Below are 17,886 nucleotides of genomic sequence, written 5' to 3'. Positions count from 1 at the left end.
ACGGTTAGCGGTACATCAGAGGAACTTTGCGAGCTGCGAGTACAGCGCCAGGCCGGTAGCCAGCGTGAACAGAACCAGCGTGATCACGGTGGCAGCGCGGACCAGGCTGCTCGGGTAGTACACCTTGTCGGTCTTCTGAATGACGTCCAGGCAGAACTTGTAGACGTAGTAGAAGATCACCGGCGAGAACAGCAAGGTCATGGCCGAAGCGATCAGCACCAGCATGACCGGGCGCTCGAAGCCGTAGATGATGACCGAAGAGCCGATCAGCGAGTACATCATGGTCAGGCGCCAGATGTTGTACTCCGAGGCCATCGACTTCTTGGCCTCCGGGCTCGGATCTTCAATGCCGGAAAGGTTGGCAGTCTTCTGGAACAGGTTGCGGCAGCAAGCACCGACGACACGCGGCCAGCCATCGAAGTAGTTGATGGCGGTCGAGTAGCACGCAGCGAACGCACCGATGATGAACACGTACATCATGCCGGGGCCGACAGACTCGGTGAACATGCGTGCCAGGGTGCCCATGACGGCGGCGCCCTTGACTTCGGTCGGGTACAGGTACATGGCGGCCAGCATCATGAAGATGGAGGCGATACCGAACGACACCCAGTGACCCAGTGCGAAGTCGATGTTGCCGATCTTGAACCAGCGGCGGCAGTATTCCTGCACGTGCGGGCTCAGACGGTCCATGTGAACCGTCAGGTCTTCTTTGCGCGGGTTGAAGGAGTCGAACTTGCCTGCAACGCCATTGGCTTCCAGCGTCTTGCGCAGCAGCGGCATGCCGGCTTTCTTGGCCTTGCCCCACTCGGACGACTGCAGTGCCACGTCCATGCCGGTCGGCAGCAGGCCGAGGAATGCGGCGAGGAACAGCAGCGAGCCCGGCGGCATGTAGCCGAATTCCGGATGCGGTGCGACGAAGAACTTGTACACGTCAATGCTCGGCGGGTTCCAGAAGAACACGATGAGCGTGGTGGCCACGAGTGCAATCACGAGGATCTTGGTCGCGCCTTCCAAAGCCTTGTACTGGCCAGACAGCACCAGAGCGCAGCTCGTGATGCCGACGAAGATGCCGTATTGCCACAGGGCGAAGCCCCAGCCGAGATGCTCGGTGAACAGGAAGTACATCACCGCCGCAGCCGCGACGACGCGCGAAGCCTGGCCGATTGCGCACTGCGCAATGGTGATCACCAGCACGTACCAGATGGCCCATTTGCCCTTGGTGGTGCACATGGCGTCCATCACCGACTTGCCGGTGGCGTTCGTGAAGCGGAACGACATCTGGAAGCCGTAATACTTGATGACGAAGGCCAGCAGAACGGACCACATCAGCGCATAGCTGAAGGTGGCGCCGGCAACCGGAGCCGTGACGAGGTGACTGGTACCGATACCGGTCATCATCAGCAGCATGCCGGGGCCGAAGTGCTTGAACATGCTCAGCGGGGCCATGTCCGGCAGTTCGATTTTCTCGATTTCCGGGATGTTGACGATCTTGCCGCCGACGTTGCCCGAAGCGGCGCTGCCGCCTTGGGCGCCGGCGTCGATCGCGCCGGTATGATTGTTGGATGACATTGGATGACTCTCCTTGCGTCAATGCCTGACCGGTCGCCCGGCCGGGCACAGAATCTGGCGTCCCTGAGGGTGCGCCGTTGATTAAGTTCTTCCGCGTGCTTCCCGCGTGACGTGACACGGGAAATCATTTTTATGTTTTTTCAGTAACCCTGGACTCTGACCCTTGAAACCCGACAACCCGCTCGAAGGCGGGTATGAAGCGTTTCAGCGGTCGAGGACAGTAGTTGCTCCGGGAGACCCGGTGCGCTGTCGCCTCCCGGCGATGCGCAGGTGGTGTTGCCACCCGCTTCTACTGCAGCCTGTGAAACCCGGAGGAGGTGTCACATTGCCCCGGCTGCAGAAGGTTCACCCCCACCGGGTGGGTGGTGCGAACCAACAATCGTTTTGAACTCGTGGCGGGCCTGGGCCGTGCAGATTTACGGCGAAGACGGCACCCGAGTCGGGCTCTGGTTTTGGCGACGTGATTCAGCCAATGGGTCGCATTGAACCATAAAAGTTCCTTCTGTGTGCATGAAAGTCCTTGTTTTAAAAGGACAGATTATGAGTAGATAAATCTAGTTTATATTCTGAGCTAATGGCATTCCTTCACGAAGGCGACGCTTTACCCGCGATTCACGGCCTTTTTGGTTTAAGTTCAACGCCGTTTTGTCGTAACGCAGGTATCCGAGCAGTCCCGATGCTCCGGCCTGCTGTTTGGCAGTAGGTAATCCATAAAAATGCAGGGGAGACACACATGAACGTCGTCAATAACGCGCCGGTGCGCGTCAAGTTATTGGTGCCACTCGGCTTGATCACGGTGATGCTGATCGCGATCAGCATCATTGGTGTTACGCGCCTGGCCATGTTGAGCGACCAGGTGGATGATCTTTCTCAACGCTACATCCAGGCGCAGGGCAATCTGCTCAATGCCGACCGCGATTTGCAGCAGGCGCTCGTGGCGGAGCGCAGCGTGCTGTCGGTCGAGGGCGGCTCGGATTTCTTCAACACCTTCGAAAGCGATCACCGCCTCAACCTTGATCAGACATACGACGGTGTGAAGGCGTATGTCCAGTTGATGGACGATGATCAGGCACGAGCCGCACATGCCGAGTTTCTGAAGCTGGCGAAAGTGTGGGAAGAGACGTCTCTCAATGTCATCGAAACCATGCGCAACGGCACCCAGTCCGATGCCCTGGCGGCAATGGCGATGTCTGTTTACAAAGGTGAGCCCGAGTTCAATGCCATGCGCAGTGTGCTCGACGGTGAGCAGGGGCGCCTTGAGGCGCGCCTGAGTGAATACCGGGTTGACGCCGATCAGGCGTATGCAAGCGCACGCATGACGCTGATCGGCGTGTCGCTCGCAGGCATTGCCTTGTGTATCGTTTTCGGCGCTTTCCTGCCGGGTACCATCGCAACGCCGCTGCGCGAAGTCAGCCGCACGCTGGCGGAGCTGGCCAGCGGCAATGGCGACCTCACCAAGCGCCTGCCCAATGGGCGCAGTGATGAAATCGGCGAGCTGGCTCGCCACTTCAACAATTTCATGGACAACCTGCAGAAGCTGATTCGGCAAGTGTCGGAGTGCTCTGACCAGGTTTCTTCCGCTTCGACGCAGTTGTCGGCGACGGCTTCGGGCGTGGCCACGGGCTCGCAGGCGCAAAGCGAGGCGGCTTCCTCAACTGCCGCTGCGGTCGAGCAGATCACGGTGTCGATTTCGTCGGTGGCGCAAGGCGCGGAAGAAGTGCTCAAGCTGTCGCGCGAGAGCATGCAGCTCACCTCGAACAGCAACCAGAGCCTTAACGAGTTGTTGAATGAAGTGGCACGGGTCGAGAACGCGGTGAAGGACATCGCCAGTTCGGTGGATGAATTCGTGCGCAGCAGCCAGGCCATCACCAACATGACCAAGCAGGTCAAGGACATGGCCGACCAAACCAACCTGCTGGCGCTGAACGCCGCCATCGAGGCCGCGCGGGCCGGCGAGCATGGCCGCGGCTTCGCCGTGGTGGCCGACGAAGTGCGCAAGCTGGCGGAGAAATCGGGCGCAGCGGCCAACGAGATCGATGTGGTGACGCGCACGCTCGGCGAGCAGTCGGAAGGCGTCGAGAGAAGCATTGATCAAGGCCTGAAGTCGTTGGCATCCAGTCAGGAGCGCGTCGGAAAAGTGGTTTCGTTGCTGGCCGAAGCCACGCACGCGGTCGAGCGGGCATCGGAGGGCGTGGGTGAAATCACCTCATCGGTGAAAGAGCAGACGGCCGCGAGCAACGATATCGCGCGTAACGTCGAGAGCATTGCGCAAATGGCTGAGCACAACAGCGAAGCGGTGCGCGAGACTTCGGATGCGGCGCATCACCTCGAGAACCTCGCGGCGACGTTGCGCACGCTGGTGGGGCGCTTCCGCGTGTGATCCGGGCGGGTCTCCTTTGCTGCGTCGAGCCCGGCCCGGCTCTGATAGCATGGCGCGCTTGAGCGCGATTCCGCCGCGCAGATGAGACTCAGCCCGTCATGCAAGAAATCCTCGCCTCCGAGCCGCATCGCATCGTCCACATCGGCGACGTTGAGATCGTGGTGCTCGGCACCGCGCACGTCTCCCCCGCCAGCGTACGTGCCGTCCAGGAGCTGATCGGCAGTGGTGCGTTCGATGTCGTCGCGGTGGAGCTGTGCGAGAGCCGACAGCGCGCGATGTTCGATCCCGACGCCATGGGGCGCCTTGATCTGTTCAGCGTCATCAAGAATCGCCAGGTTTCCATGGTGGCCGCCAGTCTTGCGCTGGGCGCCTACCAGATGCGGATTGCCGAGCAGTACGGCATCGAGCCCGGTGCTGAGCTCCGCGCGGCCATCGATGGCGCGCTGGATCAGGGTCTGCCGCTGGCATTGATCGACCGCGACATCGGCCTCACGCTGCGCCGTACGTATGCCTCGATTCCGTGGTGGCGTCGTACCGAGCTGATCGGCGGCTTGCTGGCGAGCGTGCTGTCACGCGACAAGGTCGAGGAGTCGGAGATCGAGCGCCTGAAAGAGGGCGACATGCTCGAATCGACCTTCAGCGAATTCGCCGAGCAATCCGAGGCGCTGTATCGGCCGGTGATCGCCGAGCGTGATCGCTACATGGCCGCTCACTTGCGCCGTCTGGCGGCCGAGCGTGAAGGCGGGCGTGTGTTGGCGGTGGTGGGGGCGGGGCACTTGGCCGGCATCGAACGCCATCTCGCGGAGACCGAGCCGACGCCCGAGGCCATCATCGGCGAACTCGAGCAGGCGCCGCCGCGCGCACGCTGGCCGAAGGTCGTGCCGTGGGTGATCGTGGCGGTGATTCTGATCGGCTTCATCGTCGGCTTCACGCGCAACACCGAAATCGGCATGCAGATGGTGGTCGACTGGGTGCTCATCAATGGTGGGCTCGCGGCTTTGGGCGGCATCATCGCGCTCGGCCATCCGCTGACCATTCTCGCTGCTGCCGTGGGCGCCCCGCTGACCTCGCTCAACCCCACCATCGGCATCGGTTTCGTCACGGCCGCCACCGAAATCTGGCTGCGCAAACCGCAAGTGGGGGACTTCGCCACCTTGCGGCGTGATGTCATGCACTGGAAAGGCTGGTGGCAAAACCGCGTGTCGCGTGTGCTGCTGGTGTTTCTGTTCACCACGCTGGGGTCGGCCATCGGTACCTATGTGGCCGGGGCACGCATCTTCGGTCGCCTGCTCGGTGGCGGTTGAACGCCGCCGAGGCGGTCATGCCGGGCTCACACCCGCACGCGTGAAAGGTTTTCGGTCAGCTCGGTCACTACTTTGGCCAAGGTGCCCGACGACTGCGCGATGTGCGCCAGCGAGCCGGCGCTTTCTTCCGATTTCTGGGCGATCTGCTCCACATTGCGCGAGATTTCATTGGCTGCGCCGGATTGTTCCTGCGTAGCCAGCGCGATGCCGTCGATCAGTGTCAGGCTCTGCTCCGCTGACCCTTTGATGGCGGTCAGCGCTTCGGCCATGGCCATGACCTCTTGCACGCTGATTTCCACCTGTTCTTCGCCTTTGGTGACGGCCGCCACCGCGCTGGCGGTTTCGCCGCGCAGGGTGTCGATGATGGCGGTGATTTCCGTCGTGGACTGGCTGGTACGCTCGGCGAGCTTGCGCACTTCATCGGCCACCACCGCGAAGCCCCGCCCCGATTCGCCTGCACGGGCGGCCTCGATGGCGGCGTTCAGCGCGAGCAGGTTGGTCTGACCGGCAATGTCGGAAATCACCGAAACGATCTTGCCGATCTCGGCCGATGAATGTGCAAGCTGTTCCATGGTGTGCGTGGTCTCGCGCACGTTGGTCGCCAACGAGCGAATCTGCGCTGCGGCTTCTTCCGCCTTGCTGATGCCTGCGTCGGCGTCGCGCGAACTCTGGCGGGCGGCTTCGGCTGCTTCCTTGACGTTGGTCGCCACCTCGTTGATGGCCACTGTAACCTCCTCGACCGCTGCGGCAGTCGAAGAGGCCGCCTCGCTTGCCGAATTGGCACCCAGCGAAAGCCGTTCGCTGGCCTGAGCGACGGTTTCGGACTGTTCCTGCGTGTCGCGCGCGGCGCTTTGCACGTTGATCAGGACGGCCTGAAGGTTGGCCATCATCGCGTTATAGGCGTCGGCCATCTGCCCGATCTCGTCACGGCGGGCGCTGCGAATGACCCGGCGAAGATCGCCATCGCGCTGTGTGTGCTCCATGGTTTCCTTCAGCGCGTTCAGATCCCGCAGTATGGTCGGCACCGTTCGCAGGGCCACCCAAGCGAGCACAGTCACCGCAAGCCCGAACTGAATCGATAGATTCCACATCTCGACTTGCGATGCTTCGTGAGTCGCACCCCCCGCGCCGTCCAGCGCTTCAACGAATAGCGCCAACAGTAAAACCGCGACCAAGCCCAGCATGAACTGCAGGCGCGTGCCCAGCGAAATGCCGCCCAGGCGACCGAGCAAGCCGCTGCGCACGATGCGGCCGCGCTCGACGGTATGCCCCTTGCCTTTGCGCATGCGTTTGTAGCCTGCATCCACTGCCGTGATGACCTCGCGCGGCGCTTGCCGGCGTACCGATTCGTAGGCCACCACCTGTCCGTTCTCCCGCACGGGCGACGTGAATGCATGCACCCAGTAGTAGCCACCATCCTTGCGGCGGTTCTTGACGTAGCCGCTCCACGGGTTGCCGTTCTTGAGGTTGCCCCACAAGTCGGCGAATGCCTCGGGCGGCATGTCGGGATGGCGGACTAGGTTGTGTGGCTGGCCGATGAGCTCTTCGCGGCTGAAGCCCGAGAGTTCCACGAACAGGTCGTTGGCGGCGACGATGCGGCCCGAGGTGTCCGTTCGGCTGTATATGAAGCGTCCATCGGGTACCGGCGTTTCGACGGTGGTGCACGGCTGGTTGATGCGCATGATGGTCTCCTGGGCGGCCCGCTTTTGTGGGGAGCGTTTTTCGATGCTTCTGGAATCATTCTGGTACGGATAACGACTTTGTCAGTAGGTACTTGAGACTATTTGCATAGTTTTTGGTGAGTCAGCGAAATGCGCCTGCTCCGTAAATGCCGATCTTGCGGCTTTGCGCCAAGCTGGACGCGTATTGCGCGTCGGCGGAGAATCGCGCCAGTCGTTGCCCGCATCCGGTGGGCGACCCGCCTACGCGCCGTCACTGCCAAGACGCCCCATGAGAATCCTGCTCGTTCTGTGCCTGCTTTCGCCCTCACTGCTGTTCGCTCAAGGCTGGACGGCCCGCCCCCTTTCCGAAGTGGCGATTTACCCTGAATTCCGTGCGCCGGCGGAAGTCATGGCGACTGACGAAGCGCGTATATCCGCCGAAGTCTCGGCGCGTATCAAGGCGCTGCCGGTGCGCGTGGGTGAGCGCGTGGCGCGTGGCGCAGAGTTGGCGCGGCTGGATGACGCGAGCTATCGGGTGGAGGTGGAGCGAACGCGTGCGCAGGTCGATCTGATCGGCAACCGCGTGAAGCTTGCCGAGGCACAGTTGGAGCAATCCGAAACCTTGGCCGAGCGTGGTTTCATCAGTGCGGACGGCCTGCGCATACGTCAGACCGAAGTGGCCGTGCTGAAAAGCGAATTGGCCGCCGCGCGCCAGAGCCTTGAAGCTGCGCGTCTGCAACTGGCACGCACCGTCATCCGCGCGCCGTTCGACGGCACCGTGCGTGATCGTCCGGCCAGTGTGGGTGATCTGGCGGCGCCGGGCACGGTGCTGTTGGTGTTCGCCGCCAGCGATGGCATCGAGCTGCGGGCCCGCGTGCCGGCTGCGCAGATCGAAGGTTTGCGCGCTGCACGCGCGTGGCGGCTGGTGGCGGGCGATGTCGAAGCCGAGCTTGAGCTGGTGCGCGTCTCCCCTTTGGTTTCGGCTGCTGGCCAAGCGCGTGAGGTGATCTTCTCTGCGCAGGCTGAACTGCCGCCGGGTCTGGCGGGCGAGCTGCGCTGGACCAGCCCGGTGCCGCACCTGCCGCCGGCATGGGTGCAGCAACGCAGCGGAAAACTCGGGGTGTGGCTGGTGCGCGAGGGGCGCCCGGTGTTCGAAGCGCTGCCGCAGGCACAGTTGGGCCGTCCGGTGGCGGTGGACTTGCCGACGGATGTTCAACTGGTCGATGAGGGCCGCTTCAGTCTTGACCTGCCGCCGCGTGAGGCCGCCGGAGACAAACCGTGAGGGGCGTGTTCGAGCGCTTGATCACCAATCATCCGCTCGCCAACATCACGTTTGCATTGGTTGTTCTGGGTGGGCTGTTCAGCTATCTGACCATGCCGCGCGCGCAAGACCCGGAGATCAACTTCAACTGGGTCAACATCACCACCGCCTTGCCGGGCGCCTCGGCCGAGGATGTCGAGCGAGAGCTCACCGGCCCGCTCGAAGACGCGCTGGCGCAGGTGAAGGACATCAAGTTCGTTTCGTCGTCGAGCCGCGAAGGCGTGTCGTCGATTCTGGTGCGCTTCGAGGACATCGGCGAGCGCCAGTTCGATCGCCGCATCAACGACCTGCGCCGCGAGATCCAGAACAAGGCATCGGACGAGCTGCCCTTCGACGCCACCGACCCGGCGGTGCTCGAGATCACCTCGTCCAACGGCTTTCCCACCGCAATGCTCGCCGTGTACGCGCCGGCTGGCGGCGAGACGCTGCGCCGCGCCGCCTTCGCCATGAAGAAAGACCTCGAGCAACTCGCCGGGGTCGATCAGGTGCTGGCGCTGGGGCTGGACGAGCCCGAGCTGCACGTCGACTTCGACCCCGAACGGGTGGCTGCCGCCGGCCTGTCGCCCATCCAGGTGGCCGATGGGGTGTCGGGCTGGTTCCGCAATACCCTGGGCGGGCGCATCCGCGTGCATGGCGGCGAGTGGCTGGTGCGCATGGAAGGCAAGACCACGGACCCGCAGGTGCTGGCCGATGCGGCCATCGTCACGCCCGAGGGGCGCGTGGCGCTGGGCGAGATCGGGCGCGTGGCGCGCGGTCACGACCGCACTGCGCAACTGGTGGCCTACAACGGTCATCCCGCCATCCTGCTGTCGATCACCAAGCAGGCCGGCTCCAACACGCTTGATCTGGTCGCGCGGCTGAAGGCCTACGCCGAAGAGCGCAATCCGCTGCTGTACGGTCAGGGCTTGCAGGTGGCGATGGTGGATGACCAGACCTACCAGACGCGCAGCGCCATCGGCATCATGGAATCCAACGCGCTGCTGGGCTTCTTCGCGGTGCTGGGCATGTGCTGGTTGTTTCTGGGCAGCCGCATTGCACTGCTGGTGGCCATCGGCATTCCGTTCTCGCTCGCCGGTGCCTTTCTGGTGGTCGATGGTGTTGGTTCCACGCTCAACCTCACCGTGCTGCTGGGCGTGGTCATCGTGCTCGGCATGGTGGTCGACGACGCCGTGGTGGTGGTCGAGGCCATCTATTACCGCTTGCAGCGCGGCGAGGCGACGCTGGATGCGGTGATGGGCGGCCTGATGGAAGTGGGGGCGCCGGTCCTGTCCTCAGTGCTGACCACCATGGCCGCCTTTTTGCCGCTGATGCTGCTACCGGGAATTCTCGGTGACTTCATGTTCGTCGTGCCGTTCGTGGTCACGGTGGCGTTGCTGATCAGCCTGTTCGAGGCGTTCTGGATTCTGCCGGCGCACATCCTGGCGGTGAGCCCCGATTTCAAACGCAAGCCGAGCCGCGCGCAGCGCATGCGCGAGCGCTTCACGCACGTCGTGCGCCTGAAATATTCGCGTCTGCTGGTGGGCGTGATGCGCCGCCCCAGGGCCGCGCTGGCGGTGGTGTTGCTGACGGTATTCGCTGCCGTGGGTGCGGTGGCCAGTGGTGTGGTGAAGATGCAGTTTTTCGCATTCGATTCGGTGCGACTGTTCTACATCCACGTCGACATGCAGCCCGGAGTGTCGCTCGAGCGCACGCTGGCGCAAGCCGAGCGCGCGGCCGAAGTGGTGCGCCGACGCCTCGGCCCGGACGAGTTGCGCGGGGTGGTGGCTTCGGCCGGCCTGAAGTTCACCGACACCGAGCCGTTGTACGGCGACCACTACGGCCAGATCATCGTTTCGCTGGAGCCGGCATACGGCGACATGGACGATGCCGCCGCCATCATCGAGCGCCTGCGTGACGAGGTGATGGCGCTGGGCGGCGAGGGCGAATGGGCGTTTCTCGAGCTCAAGGGCGGGCCGCCGACCTCCAAGCCCATCAGCGTGAAGATCAAGGGCGACGACTACGACGAACTGCGCTCGGCTGCCGATGCGCTGCTGGCCGAGGTGCGCAACATCCCCGGCACGCGGGATGTCATCGACGACGATGTGGCGGGCCGCAACGAATTGCGTTTGATCCCCAACCGCGAGAAGCTCGCTCGAGCCGGCGTGCCGGCCGGCGACGTGTCACGTCTGCTGCGTCTGTACGGCGAGGGTGAGGTGGTGGGCGTGACGCGCGACCAGGGCGAGAAGATGGAGGTCATCGTGCGCGCTCGGCCGGAAGTGCTGCTCGACGTCACCGAGATCCTGCAGCGCCCGGTGCCCTTGGGCGATGGCCGCAGCGTGCAGTTGGGGGAACTGGTGGATGCTCAACTGCAAGTGTCCAAGGGCTACATCCGTCATTACCAGTTCAAGCGCGCGATCACCGTCGAAGCCGAGATCGACCGCGAGCAGCTCGACACCCTGCAGGCCAACAACCGGCTCAAGGCGGCCTGGGCCGAATTGCAGCCGCGCTACCCGAATGTGGCGCTCGATTTCTCGGGCGAGCTCGATGACATCCAGGAGAGCCTGGATGCGATGGCGAAGCTGTTCCTGTTCGGCATCGGGCTGATCTACCTGATTCTCGCCACACAGTTCCGCAGCTACTGGCAGCCGCTGATGATCCTCGTGACGGTGCCGCTGGCCTTTACCGGGGTGGTGCTGGGCCTGCTGGTGTCGGGCAACCCGCTGTCGCTGTACACCCTGTACGGCGTGATCGCCCTGACGGGCATTTCGGTGAATGCCGCCATCGTGCTGATCGATGCCGCGAATGAACGGCGCACTTCGGGCATGAGCGTGCAGCATGCCGCCATCTATGCCGCGCGCCGCCGCGTGGTGCCGGTTCTGATCACCTCCATCACCACCATCGGCGGGCTCTTCTCGCTGGCGGTCGGGCTGGGCGGGAAATCGCTGGTATGGGGGCCGGTGGCGGCCAGCATCGTGTGGGGGCTGGGCTTCTCGACCATCCTCACGCTGTTCGCGATTCCGCTGATTTATCGTTTGGCGATGACGCGCCGGGGAGCCGTGGGGCATTGATCACCCACGCGTGAGCGCTCAGTCCGGGGAGCTGGCAAGAATCTGGCGAGCTTCGTCGAGTCCGGCCTCCAGTGCCGCTGTGCAGTCGGGGTCAAGCTTTCCGTCAGCGGCCATGAGGTTGATCTCGGCCATGGCCCGTTCGGCCGTCCAGGGCGTCCGATAGGGGCGGGCGGCTGTCAGCGCGTCGAAAATGTCCGCCACCGTGACGATGCGCGCCTCCAGCGGAATGCTCGCGCCTGTCAGCCCGCGCGGATAGCCCGAACCGTCTAGCAGTTCGTGGTGGCAATACACGATGTTGCGCAGCATGGCGGCGTCCGGAAACCGGGTGGAGCCTTGGTGTTGGAGAATGCGGTCGATGATCTCGACCCCTTTGCCCACGTGCGTGTTCATGATGGCTCGCTCTTCCGGCTCGAACGGGCCTGGTTTGAGCAGGATGTGATCGGGAATGCCGATCTTGCCGATATCGTGGAGCGGGGCGTATAGCGCGAGTTGTTCAATGTATTGATCGCTCAGCGCGTATTTCGCTGCCATGTTTCGGGCCACAAGCTTTGCATAGTGGCCGATGCGCTCGAGGTGCAAGCCGGTCTCGAAGTCGCGCATTTCGGTGAGTTGCCGCACGAGGTGGGCCGATTCAAGAATCGTGCGCACAGCGGCCAACTCGGCCGAGATCATCACGCCGATCCGTGCAGTGCAATGCACCAGGTCGCGTTGCAGGGCTGGCGTGAATGCGGCATTGCGCAGCGAGTCGAAGAACACGAAGCCAAGCAGCTCGCGCTCGTCGCACACCGGTACGGCGAAAGAGGACTTGTAGCCCTGTTCCGTCAGCCAGGCCGAGTGGCGCGCGTCCGAACGGATTTCGGCATCAAGTTCGTCCAGCGCGCTGGATGCGCCTCGACCGACCAAAGCGTGAAGTGCCCGACTGTTGCTCAGCGGGCGCTCACTGTGCGGGAGCACCGTGTGGCTACGTGTGTTGGTGACGAGCGTTCTGAGCGAGTCGGGCTTGCCGTCATACAGCGCGCACGCGACGCCGTCGACGTCGGGCATGGTTTCCAGCAAGTGCAGGTGCATGTGCGACAGACGCCCAGGTAGCGTGCCTGACTGAATGAGTGGTAATAGCATGCTGCTTCTGTCTTGCCCCGGGCAGGGGGGCGGCTCTGCCCCGCCGGGTGGAGCGGGGGGCGGAGCAGAGTGATTGTCTAAGGTGCCCGGATGTTACACGCACACGCGCGCCAGGTTGCCGTTCAGGCTCGCCGCGACGTGTGCCAGTGCCGCCGACGACAGCGAAATGTGCTGCGCCACGTCGGCACTCTCTTCCGACCGCTGGGCGATACGCTCGACGTTCAACGCAATTTCGTTGGCGGCGGCGGCTTGTTCGCGTGTGGCGGTTTCAATGCCGTCTATCAGGTGCAGCGTGTGCTGGGCTGAAGCCTTGATTTCGGCCAGAGCATTTGCGGTGGCCATGACCTCATCCACGCTGAGCTCGACTTGTGCCTGACCGCGGTCTACCGCTTCCACAGCGGTGCGCGTCTCCGACGCCAGACTGTCGATGATGCGGCTGATTTCGGTGGTGGATTGTCCCGTCCGCTCTGCCAGTTTGCGAACTTCGTCGGCCACCACGGCGAAGCCCCGCCCCTGTTCGCCGGCGCGGGCCGCTTCGATGGCGGCGTTGAGCGCGAGCAGGTTGGTTTGTCCCGCGATGTCGGAAATGACCGCGGCGATCTTGCCGATCTCGTTGGAAGACACCGACAGCTGCTCCATCGTCTGCGTGGTCTCGCGCACGCTGCTGGCCAACGCGCGAATCTGCGCGGCGGCACGCTCGGCGGTGGTGATGCCGTCGCTGGCGTCCTGCGAGCTCTTGCGCGCCGAAGCGGAGGCTTCGCGTACGTTGTTGGCCACTTCGTTGATGGCCACGGTCACCTGCTGTACCGCTGCAGCGGTGGATGACGCAGCCTCGCTGGCGTGTTCGGCGTTGCGGGAAAGGTCGCCGATGGAGTCGGATACCGAGCCCGACTGCGCATGCGTGTCGCGGGCTGCGCCCTGCACGTTGATCAGAATGGCCTGCAGGTTAGCCATCAAGGCATTGTAAGCGTCCGAAATTTGCCCGATCTCATCGCGCCGCGGATTGAACACCACGCGTCGCAGGTCGCCGTCACGCTGCGTTGCCAGCATCGACTCGCGTAGCGTGCGCAGATCGCGCAAGGCGCGCGGCAGCGTAAGCAGCGACAGGCTGCCCAAGGCCATACACCCCAGCGCAAACGTGCCGACCAGCAGCCCTTGCATCAGCATGCTGCCGCCGGTCTCGCGAATGCCTTCAAGAAACAGTGCCAGCATCAGCAGGGCGATCAGGGTGAGGGTAAGTTGCAGGCGCGCGGCCAGCGACATGCCCCCGAGGGCACCGCGCAGGCCGGTGCGCACGATGCGGCCGCGCTCTACCGTGAAACCGCGGCGCTTGCGCATGCGCGCGTAGCCTTCCGACACCGAACGTACGACTTCGCGCGAGGGGGTGCGCCGCACGGATTCATAGGCGACGACCTCGCCGTTCTCGCGTACCGGCGAAGTGAAAGCATGCACCCAGTAATAGCCCCCGTCCTTGCGCCGATTCTTGACGAAACCGCTCCACGGCTCTCCACGGCGGAGCTGGGCCCACAGATCAGCGAAGGCTTCGGGCGGCATGTCGGGGTGGCGCACCACATTGTGGGGCTGGCCGATCAGCTCCTCGCGCTTGAATCCGGACAGTTCGACGAAGAGGTCGTTGGCCGCGACGATACGTCCGGAGGTGTCCGTTCGACTGTAGATGAAACGACCATCCGGAACGAGGGTTTCCACATCCGAGCACGGTTGGTTGATGCGCATGACTGTCTCCCCGTTGCAGATTGATCGAGTTGGTCCGCAACATATTGGTGTAATTGGACTTTTTGGAGTCAGGGTGATTCACGGCGCGATCATTCCGCTGTTTCGAACGCGACGATTTGATGCGCGTCAACAGTTGGTGTCGATTGCGTGCCTATGTTCTGCGTCCGGTGGCGGGCGAGTCGGCGTGAGATGGAAAACCCGCGTAGAATCACGGCCTTGAACTTCGCAGCAGGCTCTCCCGTGCTTCCCGACCGCAGTCCTCCGGCGCCGATCCACTCGCGCGCTCGTCCGCCATCCCGGCCCGCGCCCTTTTTGCCGATGTCGCGCAAGGAGATGAACGCCCTTGGCTGGGATCAGTGCGACGTCATCGTGGTCACCGGCGACGCCTACCTGGATCACCCGAGCTTCGGCATGGCGCTGGTCGGGCGCATGCTGGAGGCGCATGGCTTCCGCGTCGGCATCATCAGCCAGCCGGACTGGACCAGCGCCGAGCCTTTTCGCGCACTGGGCAAGCCGCGGCTGTTCTTCGGGCTGACCGCCGGCAACATGGATTCGATGGTCAACCGCTACACCGCCGACCGCAAGATCCGCTCGGATGATGCGTACACGCCCAACGCCGAGCCCGGCAAGCGGCCCGACCGCGCCGTCACGGTGTATGCGCAGCGCGCGCGCGAAGCCTTTCCGGACGCCAACATCGTCATCGGCAGCATCGAGGCCTCGCTGCGCCGCATCGCGCATTACGACTACTGGTCGGACAAGGTGCGCCGTTCGGTGCTGCCTGATTCCAAGGCCGACCTGCTGATTTTCGGCAACGCCGAGCGCGCGTTGGTCGATCTGGCACACCGGCTCGACGCCGGCGACGCCATCGCCGACATCCGCGACCTGCGCGGCACCGCCTTCATGGTCAAGCCGGGCTGGTTGCCGAGCGATGACTGGGCGGAAGTCGATTCGCTGGCGCTCGACCGGCCGGGCCGCATCGAGCCGCACGCCGACCCCTACGCGATGGAGCCGGAGCCCAAGAGCGGTGCCTCCTGCGCCACCGACAGCGGCAGCAGCGCAGTGGCGCAGCCGGTGCGCATCGTGCCGCTGGCCGAGCGTGTGGCCACGCGCCGTGCCGCGCGCGCGAAGAGCGTCATCCGCCTGCCGTCGTACGAGCAGGTGACCGCCGATCCGGTGATGTATGCCCACGCCTCGCGCGTGTTCCACCTCGAGTCCAACCCCGGCAACGCCCGCGCCATGGTGCAGGCGCACGGCGAGGGGCCGGGCCGGCGCGATGTGTGGCTCAACCCGCCGCCGATTCCGCTGACCACGCCCGAGATGGATTTCGTCTACGGCCTGCCGTACGCCCGCGCACCGCACCCGGCCTACGGCAAGGCGCGCATTCCGGCGTGGGACATGATCAAGTTCTCGATCAACATCATGCGCGGCTGTTTCGGCGGCTGTACCTTTTGCTCGATCACCGAGCACGAGGGGCGCATCATCCAGAGCCGCTCGGAAGAGTCCATCCTCAACGAGATCGAGGAGATCCGCGACAAGATCCCCGACTTCAAGGGGCACATCAGCGACATGGGCGGCCCCACCGCCAACATGTATCGCATGGCCTGCAAGGACGAGAAGATCGAGCAGTCGTGTCGCCGCCTGTCGTGTGTGTATCCGGGCATCTGCGAAAACCTCAACACCGACCACGCGCCGCTGATCTCGCTGTACCGCAAGGCGCGGGCGATTCCTGGCGTGAAGCGTGTGACCATTGGCTCCGGCCTGCGTTACGACCTGGCTGTGCGCTCGCCCGAGTACGTGAAAGAGCTGGTGACGCACCACGTCAGCGGCCTGCTCAAGATCGCGCCCGAGCACACCGAAGAAGCCACGCTCTCCAAAATGATGAAGCCGGGCATCGGCAGCTACGAGGCCTTCCGCAAGCTGTTCGACAAGTACTCGGCCGAGGCCGGCAAGAAGCAGCATCTGGTCCCGTACTTCATCGCCGCGCACCCCGGCAGTACCGACGAAGACATGCTCAACCTGGCCCTGTGGCTGAAGGAAAACGGCTTCCGCCCGGATCAGGTGCAGACCTTCATGCCCACGCCAATGGCCATGGCCACCACCATGTACCACTCGCGCAAGAACCCGCTGCGCAAGGTCACGGCGGATTCCGAAACAGTGGAGACCGCCCGCGCCGGCAAGACGCGCAAGTTCCACAAGGCGCTGCTGCGCTGGCACGACCCCGACAACTGGCCGCTGATTCGCGAAGGCCTCAAGGCCATGGGCCGCGCTGACCTCATCGGCAACCGGCCGGACCAGCTCGTGCCGCATCACCAGCCGGTGGGGGCTCGGCCGCTGACCACGCCGGCACCGCGCAACCCGAAAGACAAAAGTTCATCCCGACCGCAGTCCGGGAAGCCGGCTGCCCGCCCCAACGGCGCGCGCAGAACCGGGCAGCGGCCGGGTGCCCGCAAGCCGGGCTGAGGCGGCTCGTTCCGAATTTCGCCAGAAGGAGTTGCCATGAGAGGCCCTGTCCAACTGCTGTGTGCCGGCTTGATTGCCTTGGCGGCCTCCACCACGGTTTTTGCCGAGGCGGAGGCAACGGATTACGCGCAGGAGGGCGAGCGCAGGGCGGTGACCGCGGGTGCAGGCTTGATCGGAAAGCGCTTGCCGGCCATCGCACTGAAAACCATTGATGGCGAGGCCATCGACATCAGTGCCTTCCGCGGCAAGCGTCCGGTGTATCTCAAGTTCTGGGCCACCTGGTGTGCGCCCTGCCTGGCGCAAATGCCGGATTTCAACGCCATTCACGCCAAGTTGGGCAAGGATCTGGAAGTCGTCGCGCTCAACACCGGCTTCAACGATGACCTCGCGGCGGTGAAGCGTTTTCGCGAGAAATTGAAGATGAGCATGCCCGTCGTCATCGACGACGGCCGGCTGGCGCGCGCCCTGAACCTGCGCGTGACGCCGCAACACGTGGTGGTGGGGCGCGATGGCCGGATCATGCATGTCGGCCATCTGGACGACGATGCGCTGCACGCCGCACTTGAGCAGGCCATCGCGCAGTCGGTGGCCGGGGGCTCGGGCGAAGTGTCCGAGTTGCCCGAGGTGAAGGTCTTCGCGCCGGGAGAGGACGTCAGCGGTGTCGAGTTGAAAACGCTCGACGGCATGCGCATCCGCCTGGGATCGGCCCGTGCCGCCAAGCCGCGTGGCGTGGTCTTCACGGCGGCGTGGTGCGAGTGGTATGTGGCCGAGCGTCGTCCGGAAACGGCGCAGGCCTGCGAGCGCGTGCGCAAGCAGGTGGATGCCCTGAATGCACAGGGTGATGTGCTCTGGACCACGGTCGCGTCTGATCTGTGGACCACCGCAGACGAACTGCGCGACTACGGTGTCGAGAACAAGCTGAGCACGCCGCTGGTGCTCGACGAAGGGGGCGCGCTTTTCGCGGCCTTCGGTGTGCGCGACGTGCCGAGCGTGGCGTTGATCAGTGTCGAGGGGCGCCTGGTTGAGGTGCTGGGGCCGGACGCGGATATTCCGGCAGCCGTGCAACGTCTGTCGGCGCAGCCCAAGGTCACGCGCTGAGCGAGGCCTTTACGCCGGGGCGGTCGGTAGTGGATGTATGTTTGCGGGGCGCGTTCATGGCAGCAGGCGCGCCTTCATGCTCGGCTCATGCATGCTGCGGAGCGAGATCGTTCGAATTCGGGGACACATGCAAAAAAATCACCCCGGCGAATCGCGCAAGAGCAAGCCATTGATCGCGCGAGGCCGGGGTAAG

10 protein-coding genes are annotated in these 17,886 nt (G+C 64.1%); 6 read left to right on the top strand and 4 right to left on the bottom strand.

Annotated elements, in window-relative coordinates; translation table 11 throughout:
• Positions 1 to 15 precede the first annotated feature (15 nt).
• Positions 16 to 1,569 (bottom strand): Nramp family divalent metal transporter, encoded by a 1,554-nt coding sequence (locus AC6H0W_RS00730; RefSeq protein ID WP_497575191.1) that lies wholly within the window; start codon positions 1,567 to 1,569, stop codon positions 16 to 18.
• A gap of 733 nt (positions 1,570 to 2,302) precedes the next feature.
• On the opposite strand from AC6H0W_RS00730, the gene AC6H0W_RS00725 reads away from it, so the two are divergent.
• Together AC6H0W_RS00725 and AC6H0W_RS00720 are read left to right on the top strand one after the other, a co-directional pair.
• Positions 2,303 to 3,949, top strand: coding sequence for a methyl-accepting chemotaxis protein (locus AC6H0W_RS00725; protein ID WP_497575190.1), 1,647 nt, complete (start codon positions 2,303 to 2,305; stop codon positions 3,947 to 3,949).
• A gap of 98 nt (positions 3,950 to 4,047) precedes the next feature.
• The gene (locus tag AC6H0W_RS00720) at positions 4,048 to 5,253 is read left to right on the top strand and encodes a TraB/GumN family protein (RefSeq protein ID WP_497575189.1); all 1,206 of its coding nucleotides are present in this window, start codon (positions 4,048 to 4,050) and stop codon (positions 5,251 to 5,253) included.
• Positions 5,254 to 5,279: 26 nt separating this feature from the next.
• Here the strand turns inward: AC6H0W_RS00720 and AC6H0W_RS00715 are convergent, their stop codons facing one another.
• On the bottom strand, positions 5,280 to 6,935 hold the full coding sequence (locus AC6H0W_RS00715) for a methyl-accepting chemotaxis protein (RefSeq protein WP_497575188.1): 1,656 nt from the start codon (positions 6,933 to 6,935) through the stop codon (positions 5,280 to 5,282).
• 268 nt (positions 6,936 to 7,203) lie between these two features.
• Between AC6H0W_RS00715 and AC6H0W_RS00710 the strand changes: the two genes are divergently transcribed.
• On the top strand, positions 7,204 to 8,196 hold the full coding sequence (locus tag AC6H0W_RS00710) for an efflux RND transporter periplasmic adaptor subunit (RefSeq protein ID WP_497575187.1): 993 nt from the start codon (positions 7,204 to 7,206) through the stop codon (positions 8,194 to 8,196).
• On the top strand, positions 8,193 to 11,282 hold the full coding sequence (locus AC6H0W_RS00705; RefSeq protein WP_497575186.1) for an efflux RND transporter permease subunit: 3,090 nt from the start codon (positions 8,193 to 8,195) through the stop codon (positions 11,280 to 11,282). The genes AC6H0W_RS00710 and AC6H0W_RS00705 overlap by 4 nt, the downstream gene beginning before the upstream one ends.
• 18 nt (positions 11,283 to 11,300) lie before the next feature.
• On the opposite strand, the gene AC6H0W_RS00700 is transcribed toward AC6H0W_RS00705, so the two are convergent.
• Both AC6H0W_RS00700 and AC6H0W_RS00695 read right to left on the bottom strand, forming a co-directional pair.
• Positions 11,301 to 12,350, bottom strand: coding sequence for an HD-GYP domain-containing protein (locus AC6H0W_RS00700; protein WP_497575185.1), 1,050 nt, complete (start codon positions 12,348 to 12,350; stop codon positions 11,301 to 11,303).
• 144 nt (positions 12,351 to 12,494) lie between these two features.
• Positions 12,495 to 14,135, bottom strand: a complete 1,641-nt coding sequence (locus AC6H0W_RS00695) for a methyl-accepting chemotaxis protein (protein ID WP_497575184.1) — start codon at positions 14,133 to 14,135, stop codon at positions 12,495 to 12,497.
• A 333-nt stretch (positions 14,136 to 14,468) separates the two neighbouring features.
• Between AC6H0W_RS00695 and AC6H0W_RS00690 the strand changes: the two genes are divergently transcribed.
• Positions 14,469 to 16,595 carry a YgiQ family radical SAM protein gene (locus AC6H0W_RS00690; RefSeq protein ID WP_497575183.1) on the top strand — a complete coding sequence of 709 codons (2,127 nt, stop codon included), beginning with the start codon at positions 14,469 to 14,471 and terminating at the stop codon, positions 16,593 to 16,595.
• 36 nt (positions 16,596 to 16,631) lie between these two features.
• A complete protein-coding gene (locus AC6H0W_RS00685) occupies positions 16,632 to 17,693 on the top strand; it encodes a redoxin family protein (RefSeq protein WP_497575182.1) in 1,062 nt (353 codons plus the stop codon).
• Positions 17,694 to 17,886: the final 193 nt, after the last annotated feature.

The sequence above is a fragment of the Pseudazoarcus sp. NS20 genome (assembly GCF_059703745.1).
Note: the sequence above shows the minus strand (reverse complement) of the source record. Positions and strands in the feature narration are given on the sequence as shown.